This window comes from Mesorhizobium sp. WSM3859, assembly GCF_002295065.1.
Classification (GTDB): domain Bacteria; phylum Pseudomonadota; class Alphaproteobacteria; order Rhizobiales; family Rhizobiaceae; genus Mesorhizobium.
In genome coordinates this window covers 576,642-589,077 of the sequence record NZ_NSGG01000001.1, presented here as the reverse complement: position 1 = coordinate 589,077, position 12,436 = coordinate 576,642, and the positions used below count along the sequence as shown (strand labels likewise).

Below are 12,436 nucleotides of genomic sequence, written 5' to 3'. Positions count from 1 at the left end.
GGAAAGTGAATCTCTCGGAATCATAGGCACTTGCCAGCGAATCAACTCTCTGATTCTCTGCCCTGAAGCGTTTCCTGATTTGAGTCGTTCGACGCGTTCAGCCGCGTTTTCCGTCTGGGGGGCAACCCGCCGGAAGACTCGGACTCAATGCTTGGGGATGCGGTGCGGGAATAATGGTTGCAGGCCCGGCGTGAGAGGGGTGACGGGAATGAAGAAGAAGCATGTGGCTGTTCTCCTGGGGGGATTTTCCTCGGAGCGGCCCGTGTCTCTGTCCTCGGGGAAGGCGTGTGCGGATGCGCTTGAGACTGAAGGCTATCAGGTCACCCGCGTCGATGTTTCGCGCGATGTCGGGTCTGTGCTTGCCGAGCTCAAGCCTGACGTTGCCTTCAACGCGCTGCATGGCCCGTTCGGCGAGGACGGGACCATCCAGGGAATTCTCGAATATCTCGCAATTCCCTACACCCATTCGGGCGTGCTCGCTTCGGCGCTGGCCATGAACAAGGAGCAGGCCAAGAAGGTTGCCAAGGCGGCCGGCATTCCGGTCGCGGAATCCAAGGTGGTCAACCGCTTCGCTGTCCAGAACAAGCACCCGATGAAGCCGCCTTATGTGGTCAAGCCGGTCAATGAGGGGTCGAGCTTCGGCGTCGTCATCGTACATGAGGGGCAGTCGCATCCGCCGCAGCTGATCGGCTCGACCGAGTGGCAATATGGCGAGACCGTCATGGTCGAGCGCTACATCCATGGACGCGAATTGACCTGCGCGGTGATGGGCGATGTGGCGCTCGGCGTCTGCGAGATCATCCCGACCGGGCATTCCTTCTACGACTACGACTCAAAATACGTTCCCGGCGGATCAAAACACGAAATCCCTGCTAAAATTTCACCGAATATTTACCAAAAAATACAGACACTGGCCCTCAAGGCTCATCTTGCCATTGGTTGCCGGGGCGTCTCCCGATCGGACTTCCGTTACGACGACCGTCACTCCGAAAACGGCGAGGTTGTCTGGCTCGAGGTCAACACTCAGCCGGGCATGACGCCGACGTCTCTGGTGCCCGAAATCGCCGCGCAAGCGGGACACTCGTTCGGCGATTTGTTGAGTTGGATGGTGGAGGACGCTTCGTGTCTGCGTTGAGGTGGGGACAGGGTAATGGCGGCAACGCGGCTGGTCCCGCGCTGTTCGGCGTGCCGCTGTCATTCGACCGTTTCGTCTTGCCGCGTCAGCTTCGCCGGCCGGTGCGTGTGCTGGCGCGCCTGTGTGGCGGCGAGTACGAGGCGCCGCGCTTTTCGGCAGCGATCCTTTCCGCCGTGCTCATCGCGTCGAGCAGCGCCTATGGCGCTTTTCTTGGCGGCTACTCCGACAGCGTCGTGCAGGGCATTACGGCCCGCACCGGCTTTGCCGTCGATCAGATCAAGGTGGTCGGCAACCGTCAGACGTCCGAGATCGACGTGCTCGACCGGCTCGGCCTTGACGGCTGGACATCGCTGATCGGCTTCGATGCCGAGGCTGCGCGCGAGCGCATCGCGACGCTGCCCTGGGTCGAGGGCGCGGCGGTGCGCAAGATCTACCCTCATACGCTGGAAGTGCGCATCGAGGAGCGCGAGCCCTTCGCGCTCTGGCAGCAGGGTGCATCGGTTTCGGTCGTCGAAAAGTCGGGCGAAGTGATCGCGCCGTTCTCGGGCGGCAAGCAGGCACAGCTGCCGCTGATCATCGGCACCGGCGCGCCGGCGATGGCGCCGGCGTTTCTCACCAAGATCGAGCGCTATCCCGAGCTTGCGGCGCGGGTCAAAGGCTATATCCGGGTCGGCGAACGGCGCTGGGACCTGAGGCTCGAGAACGGCATCACGATCAAGCTGCCGGAAGACGACGAGGACCAGGCGATCGCCGAGCTCGTCAAGATCGACCATGACAACGGGCTTTTGACGCGCGACATCGCCGCCGTCGACATGCGGCTCCCCGACCGGCTGGTCGTGGAGCTTTCGCCGGAAGCCGCGACGCAGCGCGAGGCCGCGCTCAGCGACAAGCCGAAGAACCTGGCCAAGCGCAAGGCGGGGACGAAGATATGAGTTGGCTTGGCGGCGGTGCCGATCAATCTTCGCGCCGGTCGGGCACACTCACGGTGCTCGATGTCGGCTCCAGCAAAGTTTGCTGCGTGGTGGCGAAGCTCAAGCCGAACGAAGACGGCAAGCTGCTGCGCGGACGTTCCCACCGCATCCAGGTGATCGGCATCGGCCATCAGAAATCGCAGGGCGTGAAGTCAGGCGTCGTGGTCGACCTCGACCGCGCCGAGCATGCCATCCGCCTTGCTGTGGACGCGGCCGAGCGTATGGCGGGGCTCACGGTCGATTCCCTTATCGTCAACATGACGGCGGGTCGCCTGAAGAGCGAAGCCTTTTCGGCGACCATCAATCTCGGTGGTCATCAGGTCGAGGAAGTCGATATCAAGCGCGTGCTCGCCGCCGGCGCCAAGCACGCGCTCAGGGCCGAGCGCGAGGTGATCCATTCGCTGCCTGTCGGCTTCTCGCTCGATGGTGAGCGCGGCATGCGCGACCCACGCGGCATGGTGGGCGATGCGCTTGGCGTCGACATGCATGTGCTGACGGGCGACGCGGCGCCGATGCGCAATCTCGAGCTTTGCATCAACCGCTCGCATCTGTCGGTCGAGCGCATGGTGGCGACGCCCTATGCCAGCGGGCTTGCCTCGCTGGTCGACGACGAACTCGAAATGGGCGCCGCCTGCATCGACATGGGCGGCGGCACGACGACCATCTCGGTCTTCTCGGAAGGCAAGTTCATCCATGGCGACGCCATCGCCATCGGCGGCAACCATGTGACGCTCGACATGGCCAAGGGCCTGTCGACTTCGCTCGATGCCGCGGAGCGGCTGAAGGTGATGCATGGCTCGGCGCTGCCCGGAAGCGCCGACGACCGCGACCTCGTCTCGATCCAGCCGATCGGCGAGGAAGGCGATGTGCCGTCGCAGATACCGCGCTCGGTGATGACGCGCATCATCCGCGCGCGCATCGACGAGACGCTCGAGCTTTTGCGCGACCGGCTGAACAAGTCCGGCTACGGCAATGCTGTGGGAAAACGCGTCGTGCTCACCGGCGGCGCCAGTCAGCTCTCCGGTCTGCCGGAAGCGGCGCGCCGCATTCTCGGACGCAATGTGCGCATCGGCCGTCCGCTTGGAGTGGCGGGCCTGCCGGAGGCGGCCAAGGGGCCGGCATTCTCGACCCCGGTCGGATTGATGATCTACCCGCAGATGGCGAGCTTCGAGAGCCATTCGGCGAAAGGACTTTCCGGTTTCAGGATGACCGGAACGGGCGGAAGACTGCATCGCATGAGTCAGTGGTTGAGAGACAGTTTTTAATTTGACGGGGACAGCCCCATAGGCGGCCGCAGCGGCGAGGCGGCGGGAAAGGCAAAGGACGGAGACAATGACCATCAATCTGCAAAAGCCGGACATCACCGAGCTTAAGCCCCGCATCACCGTTTTCGGTGTCGGCGGCGGCGGCGGCAATGCCGTCAACAACATGATCACCGCCGGCTTGCGCGGCGTCGAGTTCGTGGTGGCCAACACCGACGCACAGGCGCTGACGATGTCGAAGGCCGAGCGGCTGATCCAGCTCGGCGCGCATGTCACCGAAGGCCTCGGCGCCGGCTCTCAGCCGGAAGTCGGCCGCGCGGCGGCGGAAGAGTGCATCGACGAGATCATCGATCATCTGTCCAACACCCATATGTGCTTCGTCACCGCCGGCATGGGCGGCGGCACCGGCACGGGCGCCGCTCCGGTCGTTGCCCGCGCGGCGCGCGAGAAGGGCATCCTCACCGTGGGCGTCGTCACCAAGCCGTTCCACTTCGAGGGCCAGCGCCGCATGAAGACGGCCGACATGGGCATCGAGGAACTGCAGAAATGCGTCGACACCCTGATCGTCATCCCCAACCAGAACCTGTTCCGGCTGGCCAATGACAAGACCACCTTCGCCGATGCCTTCGCCATGGCCGACCAGGTGCTCTATTCGGGCGTCGCCTGCATCACCGACCTGATGGTCAAGGAAGGCCTGATCAATCTCGACTTCGCCGACGTGCGCTCGGTGATGCGCGAGATGGGCAAGGCGATGATGGGCACCGGCGAAGCTTCGGGCGAGGGCCGCGCGATGGCCGCCGCCGAAGCCGCGATCGCCAACCCGCTGCTCGACGAGACCTCGATGAAGGGCGCCAAGGGCCTGCTGATATCGATCACCGGCGGCCGCGACCTCACGCTTTTCGAGGTGGACGAGGCCGCGACCCGCATCCGCGAGGAGGTCGACCAGGACGCCAACATTATCCTGGGCGCTACCTTCGACGAGGAACTGGAGGGCGTGATCCGCGTGTCGGTCGTCGCCACCGGCATCGACAAGTCGGCCGCCGAAATCGCCGCGGCGCCGATCTCGATTCGCGCGCCGCAGAAGCCGGCCGCCCGCCCGGCGGCGGCTCCGGTCGCTGAAATCCGTCCCGCTCCGGTCCAGCCGCAGGCCTATGAGCCGCGCGCGGTCGATCCGGTCGCCGAGGCGATCCAGCTTGCCGAGGCAAACGCAGCCGCGATGGCGCAGCCGCGCCCCGCCCCGGTCGACGACTTCCGGCCGCAGAGCAAGATCTTCCAGGCCCCGCCGGCCCAGCCGCAACCGCAGCCGCAGCCGGTGATGCAGCCGCAGGTCATGCAGCAGCCCGCGCCGCAGCGCGAGATGCCGCAGCCGGTGGCCGCCGCGCCGCAGCGCATGCCGCGGGTGGAGGATTTTCCGCCGGTGGTAAGGGCTGAGGTCGAAGCCAAGACCCGCCCCGCGGACCATGAGAACAGCGGTCCGATGGGGCTGATCAAGCGCTTGACCAACGGCCTGACCCGCCGCGAGGAAGAGCCGGCCCGGCTCCAGCCGGCGCAGCCGCGCGAACCGAAGCTGCGCCAGGCAGCGCCCGAGATGCGCCGCCTCGCCAGCCAGGATCCGCAGCTCTACGCGCCGCGCCGCGGCCAGCTCGACGACCAGGGCCGGCTGACGCCGCAGGCCCGCACGGTCCAGGAAGACGACCAGCTGGAAATCCCGGCCTTCCTGCGCCGCCAGGCCAACTGAGCGACGGCGTACCGCCGATCGTTAACGATATATAACGGTTGTTAACAGGCAGACGAGAAATCGTCTGCCTGTTGCTTTTGTAAAATTCAAGAAAAACAATGGCTTATCGACCATTTTTGACGCAATCCCGTGGTTACACGGGGTAAGAAACCGTGATTTGGAGTCTCCAGGGCGGGCCATTATCTTCGCCACGGACTAAAGTCGGTTTGCCGGGATTCGGGGAGTAGCCCTGCCTGCCGATCACACAGAGCCGCATGCTCTTGCTTATTTTGCCGCATTCCATGCGAGCGCCAGACAGTTCATCTGGCTGCAAGATACCCAAGGCCGATGAGCGGACGCAGGCATTTGGGGCTATGGGGTTACTCTTGCACGACTATCAGACGACAGTGAAATCGCGTGCGACGCTGGCTGGCATCGGCGTCCATAGCGGCAAGACCGTCACCGTTCATTTCCTGCCGGCCGACGCCGATACGGGTATTGTCTTCCATCTTTCGAACGGCGGCGAAACCCATGAGCTCCGCGCCCTGGTCGCGGAAGTCGGCGCCACCGATCTTTGCACCATGCTCGGCGATCCGGCCGGCGCGCATATCGGCACCGTCGAGCACCTGATGGCGACGGTGTTCGGCCTCGGCATCGACAATCTCATCATCGAGATCGACGGTTCGGAAGTTCCGATACTCGACGGCAGCGCGATGGCGTTCATCGAAGCCTTCGACCAGGCCGGCATGGAGACGCTGGCGGTGAAGCGCCGCTATATCCGCGTCGTCAAGCCGGTGCGCGTGGAAGCCGGCGCATCCTGGGCGGAATTCCGTCCCTATGACGGCACGCGGTTCGAGGTCGAGATCGATTTCGAAAGCCCGGCGATCGGCCGCCAGCAATTCGCCTCCGACATCAATCCCGACATCTTCCGCCGCGACATCGCGCGTGCCCGCACCTTCGGCTTCATGAAGGACGTCGAGAGGCTTTGGGCCGCCGGCTACGCGCTCGGCTCGTCGCTGGAAAACTCGCTGGTCATCGGCGACGACAACCGCGTCATCAATGTCGGCGGGCTGCGCTATCCCAACGAGTTCGCCCGTCACAAGACGCTCGATGCGATGGGCGACCTGGCGCTGGCCGGCGCGCGCTTCATCGGCTGTTTCCGTTCCTATCGCGGCGGCCACCGGATGAACGCGTCCGCGTTGCGCAGGCTGCTTTCCGACCACTCGTCCTTCGAGATCGTCGAGACGAGGCGCCGCGAGCGCGGCCGCGTTGCAGAGATGATTGCCGTCAGCCGGCCGGTCTACGCGCCTTGGGTGATCTGATTTTTAACCGTTTTCTGGCGTTGTAGTGAGGCTGTGTTGCGCGATTGCATCACGAATCGCTGAAATTGCACAACCTCGGACGCAGCGCCGGGCCGCCACAAAAATGTGCGATTGGCCGGACATAGCGTTGCCGGGCAAGGGGATAATGGTTTATGGCTTCGGCCCGGACCGAAACGACGCCGAAGGGGCGGAATCCAAACATGTTTTTTTCGCGAGTTGGTCAATCGGTAGCGCCGCGTCGGGGTGTTTTGCTGGCGCTGTCGGTGGTTGCTCCCGCGCTCGTTCTGTCGGCCTGCATGTCCTCGGAGAAGGACGTCAACCTGGCGACCTATGTCGATCAGACCGAGCCGGCCGACGTCCTCTACAACCAGGGCCTGGCCAACATGAATGCCGGCCGCCTCGACGAGGCGAGCAAGAAATTCGATGCCGTCGACCGCCAGCATCCCTATTCGGAATTCGCCCGCAAATCGATGGTGATGGGCGCTTTCGCCGATTATCGCGCCGGCAAATACGATGAGGCGATCGGCACCGCGAAGCGTTATCTGACGCTTTATCCGACGACCGATGACGCGCCCTACGCCCAATATATCATCGGCTTGAGCTACTACCGGCAGATCAAGGATGTCACCCAGGACCAGAAGGAAGCGCGCCAGACCATCCAGACCATGCAGGATCTGGTGACGCGTTGGCCGGACTCCGAATATGTCACCGACGCCAAGGACAAGATCCGCTTTGCCAACGACCAGCTTGCCGGCAAGGAGATGCAGGTCGGCCGCTACTATCTCGAGCGCCGCGAATACATCGCCGCCGTGAAGCGCTTCCGCACGGTGGTCGAAACCTATTCCAACACCCGCCATGTCGAGGAGGCGCTCGCGCGCCTGACCGAATCCTATTATGCGATGGGCCTGACCTCGGAAGCGCAGACGGCCGCGGCGGTGCTCGGCACCAACTATCCGGACAGCCAGTGGTACAAGGATTCCTACAAGCTCCTGCAGAGCAACGGGCTTGAGCCGCGCGAGAATGCCGGATCGTGGATCTCCAAGGCTGGGAAGATGATCACCGGCGCCTGAAGCTTGCGATGCTGTCCAGACTGTCGATCCGCGATATCGTCCTGATCGAGAAGCTGGACATCGACTTCCTGCCCGGGCTTTCTGTGCTGACCGGCGAAACCGGCGCCGGCAAATCCATCCTGCTCGATGCCTTGTCGCTGGCGCTCGGCGCGCGCGGCGACGCCTCGCTCGTGCGCCATGGCGCGGCGCAGGGCCAGGTCATCGCGGTGTTCGACGTGCCGCGCAACCATCCGGCGCGCGCGCTGCTTGCCGAAAACGACATCGAGGATGACGGCGACATCATCCTGCGCCGCGTGCAGACGGCCGACGGCCGCACCCGCGTCTTTGTCAACGACCAGCCCTCCAGCGTCACGCTGATGCGCGATGTCGGCCGCGCATTGGTCGAGATTCATGGCCAGCATGACGAGCGCGCGCTGGTCGACCCTGGCGCGCATCGCGAACTGCTGGACAGTTTCGGCGGCCATCTGGGCGCCGTGCGCGGCACGGGCGAAGCCTGGCGCTACTGGCAAAACTGCGAGCACGAGCTTTCCCGGCATCGCGCCAAGGTCGAGGCGGCGGCGCGCGAGGCCGATTATCTGCGCGCTTCCGTCACCGAGCTTGCCAAGCTCGATCCGCAGCCGGGCGAGGAGACGGAGCTTGCGGAACTGCGCGCGCAGATGATGCGGGTGGAAAAGATCGCCGCCGAAATCCATGACGCGCAGGATGTGCTGTCGGGACCGTCCTCGCCCCTGCCGCAACTCGCCAGCCTGTTGCGCCGGCTGCAGCGCAAGTCGGGCGAGGCGCCGGGCCTGCTCGACGATGTGGTGAAATCGCTGGACGAGGCGATGATCTCGCTCGATGCGGCGCAGTCCGGCGTGGAAGCCGCGCTTCGCGCCACCGAATATGACCCGCAGCGCCTGGACAAGGCGGAGGAGCGGCTGTTTGCGCTGCGCGCGGCCTCGCGCAAGCACAATGTCGCGGTGGACGACCTGGCGCAACTGCGCGACACGATGGTGGCCGACCTTGCTGATCTCGATGCTGGCGAGGAGCGGTTGCATGCGCTGGAAAAGCAGGCCGCCGCGGGGCGCGAGGCCTACGATATTTCCGCGGCGCAGCTTTCCTCGCTGCGCCAGGCGGCGGCGTCGGGCCTGACCAAGGCGGTGATGGCGGAGCTGCCGGCGCTGAAGCTCGAGCGGGCCGAGTTCATCGTCGAGATCGGAAGCGATGCCGAAAGCCGCATGGAAGAAGGCGTCGACCAGGTCGAATTCTGGGTGCGCACCAATCCGGGCACCAGGCCGGGGCCGATGATGAAGGTCGCCTCCGGCGGCGAGCTCTCGCGGTTTCTTTTGGCGCTGAAAGTGGCGCTGGCCGATCGCGGGTCGGCGCCCACCCTGGTCTTCGACGAAATCGACACCGGCGTCGGCGGCGCGGTGGCCGACGCCATCGGCCAGCGGCTGGCGCGGCTGTCGAAGCGCGTGCAGGTGCTTTCGGTCACGCATGCGCCGCAGGTGGCCGCGCGGGCGGCTACGCATTTCCTGATCTCCAAATCCGGCGGCAAGGACCGTGTCGCCACCGGCATCGCCGAAATGGACCGCGCGGCGCGTCAGGAGGAGATCGCGCGCATGCTGGCGGGCGCCGTCATCACCGACGAGGCGCGCGCCGCTGCGGAGAGGTTGCTGCGCGAGAATACGGCCGCCGCTTAGGATGTGCTGATATTCAGGTGAGGCCGGTCTGCGAACGGCGGTTTCCTGCGCTTCCGGTGCTCGGCCTGACCTGAATCTCAACACATCCTTGGAGTTTGATTCTCCGGCCTTGCAAGCTGAGTCAGCAGATGGCTGCATCCTGCTGTTCGGGAATGATTTTTGCGCAAGGCGACTTCATGCCAGCGAATCCTGATTTATAGTGGCCCGCCATAATTCGAGGACCGCCTTTCATGTCGGAAAAACCAGTCGAATCGCTGAGCGAAGGCGAAGCCGCGGAGGAGCTGAAGCGGCTCGCGGCGGAGATCGCCGAGCACGACCGGCGCTACCACACCGAAGACGCCCCGACGATCTCGGACGCTGAATATGACGCCTTGGCGCGGCGCAATCTCGCGATCGAGGAGCGCTTTCCTGATCTCGTGCGCGAGGATTCGCCGTCGCTCAGGGTCGGTGCCGCGCCGGCGGAGGGCTTTGCCAAGGTCCGGCACGCGGTGCCGATGCTCAGCCTCGCCAAGGCCTATACCGATCAGGATGTCGCCGATTTCATCGAACGCGGAAGGCGCTTCTTCGACCGCGACAAGGACCTCGACATCGCCTTCACCGCCGAGCCGAAGATCGACGGCCTGTCGGCCTCGCTGCGCTATGAGAACGGCGTGTTCGTGCAGGGCGCGACGCGCGGCGACGGCGCGGTCGGCGAGGACATCACCGCCAACCTGAAGACCATTGCCGACATCCCGAAGAAGCTGCAGGGCTCGGGCTGGCCGGAGGTCATCGAAATCCGCGGCGAGGTCTACATGACCTATGCCGAGTTCGAAGCTTTGAAACAGCGCTCGGCCGCGGTCGGCGGCCAGGACTACGTCAATCCGCGCAACACGGCGGCCGGATCGCTCCGCCAGAAGGATCCGTCGGTCACCGCCAGCCGCAACCTCAAATTTTTCGCCTATGCCTGGGGCTATACGACAGCGGATCCGGCTCCGACGCAGTTCGACGCGGTGCAGAAATTCGCCGAATGGGGTTTTAAGGTCAGCCCGCTGATGGTCCGGGCGAAGTCCAAGGACGAACTCGTCGCCCACTACCACCGGATCGAGGAACAGCGTTCCTCGCTCGGCTACGACATAGACGGCGTCGTCTACAAGGTCGACCAGCTGGAGCTGCAGCGCCGCTGGGGTTTCGTGACCGGCGAACCGCGCTGGGCGGTCGCCCACAAATTCCCGGCCGAGCAGGCAATGACCACGGTCGAGAAGATCGACATCCAGGTCGGCCGCACCGGCACGCTGGCGCCGGTGGCGCGGCTGGCGCCGGTGACCGTCGGCGGCGTGGTGGTCGAGAACGTCACGCTGCACAACGAGGACTATATCAAGGGCTTCGACAGCAACGGCCAGCCGATCCGCGACGGCATCGACGTGCGCATCGGCGACACGGTGGTCATCCAGCGGGCAGGGGACGTCATCCCGCAGATCGTCAGCGTCGTCATCGACAAGCGGCCGGCCAATGCCGTGCCTTACGAATTCCCGCATACCTGCCCGGTCTGCGGCTCGCCGGCGACGCGCGAGATCAACGAGAAGACGGGCAAGGAGGATTCGCGCCGGCGCTGCACCGGCGAGCTGATCTGCGCCGCCCAGGCGGTGGAAAGGCTGCGCCATTTCGTGTCGCGGGGTGCGCTCGACATCGAGGGCCTTGGCGCGGAAAACATCGACCTCTTCTTCAATGCGGGGCTGGTCAAGACCGCGGCCGACATCTTCACGCTGAAGGATCGCCGCCCGGCGGTCACCAAGGCGCTGGCCGAGCGGCGCGAGGAGCAGGCGCGGCTGCGCGAGGAAGCCTCGGGCAAGACACGCAAGAATGTGCGCAGCGTCGAGGAGCGCAACTATGAGGGCCTCGACAAGCTCTTCGCCGCCATCGACGCGCGCCGCGAGCCGGAGCTCGACCGCTTCATCTTCGCGCTCGGCATCCGCCACATCGGCGAAACGACGGCGGCCGTGCTTGCCCGTCAGTTCTCGACCATCGAGGAGCTGATCCGCGTGGGCAAGGAGACGGCAAAGGCGGAGGATCCGCATACCGTCTTCCCGTCGATCAACGGCATCGGCGACACGGTGATCAACGCGCTGCGCGACTTCTTCGGCAATGAGCGTAATGACGACGTGCTGGAGGCCTTGCTCGCGCAGGTCCACCCGAAACCCTATGTCATGGAAATCTCGGCCGGCAGCGAAGTCTCCGGCAAGACGGTGGTGTTCACCGGCTCGCTGGAAAAGATGACGCGCTCGGAAGCCAAGGCGATGGCGGAGCGGCTCGGCGCCAAGGTGGCGGGCTCGGTTTCGGCCAAGACCGACCTGGTGGTGGCAGGTCCCGGCGCCGGCTCGAAGCTGAAAGTTGCAAGCGATCTCGGCATCGAGGTGATCGACGAGGATACCTGGCTGCAGCGCATCGGCAGGGCCGGCTGATGGCCGGCGCGTTCAAGGGGTTCGGGCTGAAGGCCATCCCGTTCCTGAAGGCGCTCGATTTCCACCAGAGCCGGGAATGGTTCCAGGAGAACCGCGACCTCTTCGACAGCGAGCTGCATGGACCGTTTTGCGATCTCGTCGAGACGCTCAGCGAGCGCTTCGAGGCGGCCAAGCTCGGCTTGCGCGGCGACCGCAAGAAATCGCTGTTCCGCATCAATCGCGACGTGCGCTTCGCCAAGGACAAGCGGCCCTACAACCGGCATCTGTCGGCGATCCTGTCGCCGGACGGCAGCAAGATGTCACAAGGCGTCTTCTATGTGCATATCGGGCTGGAGCGTTGCTTCGCCGGCGTCGCCTGGTGGCAACCGGCGCCGGAGCTGCTGCAGGCGATGCGCAAGGCGATCGTGACCAAGCCGGCCACGTTCCGCGCCATGGTTTCGTCGCTCAAGAAGGCAGGTCTGGAGCTCGATGCGGAGGACCGCCTGAAGCGCGCGCCGCGCGGTTTCGAGGACGTCGCCGACGAGGATCTCGCCCAGGCGGTACGGAGCCGGCATTTCGTGGTCCGGCACGACATCGATCCGGCGACGATCCATTCGCCGGCGCTGGTCGACGATCTCGTCGACTTCACGCTTGGCGCCAGGCCGCTGCTCGACTGGGGCAAGGCGATCCAGGGGACGGCCGTAAAGTGATCAGTTCCGCTGATCGTCGGGTCAAGCGAATTGGTGTGACATTGACGGCGACGCTCCCTACATCAGGCCGTACTTGAGGCGCGTCGCGCTGGAACGGATTCGGGCGGCGCGCTTCAAGTCTTTGTTTTCATGCATGTTGTCCCAGAACCT

Annotated in this window: 9 protein-coding genes; all 9 read left to right on the top strand. The window is 64.8% G+C overall.

The features are described from left to right. The first annotated feature begins 208 nt into the window (after positions 1 to 208). Positions 209 to 1,135 (top strand): D-alanine--D-alanine ligase, encoded by a 927-nt coding sequence (locus tag CK230_RS02830; protein ID WP_095815646.1) that lies wholly within the window; start codon positions 209 to 211, stop codon positions 1,133 to 1,135. Then, a complete protein-coding gene (locus tag CK230_RS02825; protein ID WP_095815645.1) occupies positions 1,123 to 2,067 on the top strand; it encodes a cell division protein FtsQ/DivIB in 945 nt (314 codons plus the stop codon). Before CK230_RS02830 ends, CK230_RS02825 begins: the two co-directional genes overlap by 13 nt. Continuing rightward, positions 2,064 to 3,371: a cell division protein FtsA gene (ftsA, locus tag CK230_RS02820; protein WP_095815644.1), complete on the top strand. Its 1,308-nt coding sequence runs from the start codon at positions 2,064 to 2,066 to the stop codon at positions 3,369 to 3,371. The genes CK230_RS02825 and ftsA overlap by 4 nt, the downstream gene beginning before the upstream one ends. 67 nt (positions 3,372 to 3,438) lie before the next feature. Then, positions 3,439 to 5,106 (top strand): cell division protein FtsZ, encoded by a 1,668-nt coding sequence (ftsZ, locus tag CK230_RS02815; RefSeq protein ID WP_095815643.1) that lies wholly within the window; start codon positions 3,439 to 3,441, stop codon positions 5,104 to 5,106. A 353-nt stretch (positions 5,107 to 5,459) separates the two neighbouring features. Next, positions 5,460 to 6,407, top strand: coding sequence for a UDP-3-O-acyl-N-acetylglucosamine deacetylase (lpxC, locus tag CK230_RS02810; RefSeq protein ID WP_095815642.1), 948 nt, complete (start codon positions 5,460 to 5,462; stop codon positions 6,405 to 6,407). Positions 6,408 to 6,607: 200 nt separating this feature from the next. Next, positions 6,608 to 7,477: an outer membrane protein assembly factor BamD gene (locus tag CK230_RS02805; RefSeq protein WP_095815848.1), complete on the top strand. Its 870-nt coding sequence runs from the start codon at positions 6,608 to 6,610 to the stop codon at positions 7,475 to 7,477. A gap of 8 nt (positions 7,478 to 7,485) precedes the next feature. Further along, on the top strand, positions 7,486 to 9,159 hold the full coding sequence (recN, locus tag CK230_RS02800) for a DNA repair protein RecN (protein ID WP_095815847.1): 1,674 nt from the start codon (positions 7,486 to 7,488) through the stop codon (positions 9,157 to 9,159). 230 nt (positions 9,160 to 9,389) lie between these two features. Beyond that, positions 9,390 to 11,597, top strand: coding sequence for an NAD-dependent DNA ligase LigA (gene ligA / locus CK230_RS02795; protein WP_095815641.1), 2,208 nt, complete (start codon positions 9,390 to 9,392; stop codon positions 11,595 to 11,597). After that, positions 11,597 to 12,286, top strand: coding sequence for a TIGR02453 family protein (locus CK230_RS02790; RefSeq protein ID WP_095815640.1), 690 nt, complete (start codon positions 11,597 to 11,599; stop codon positions 12,284 to 12,286). The genes ligA and CK230_RS02790 overlap by 1 nt, the downstream gene beginning before the upstream one ends. Positions 12,287 to 12,436: the final 150 nt, after the last annotated feature.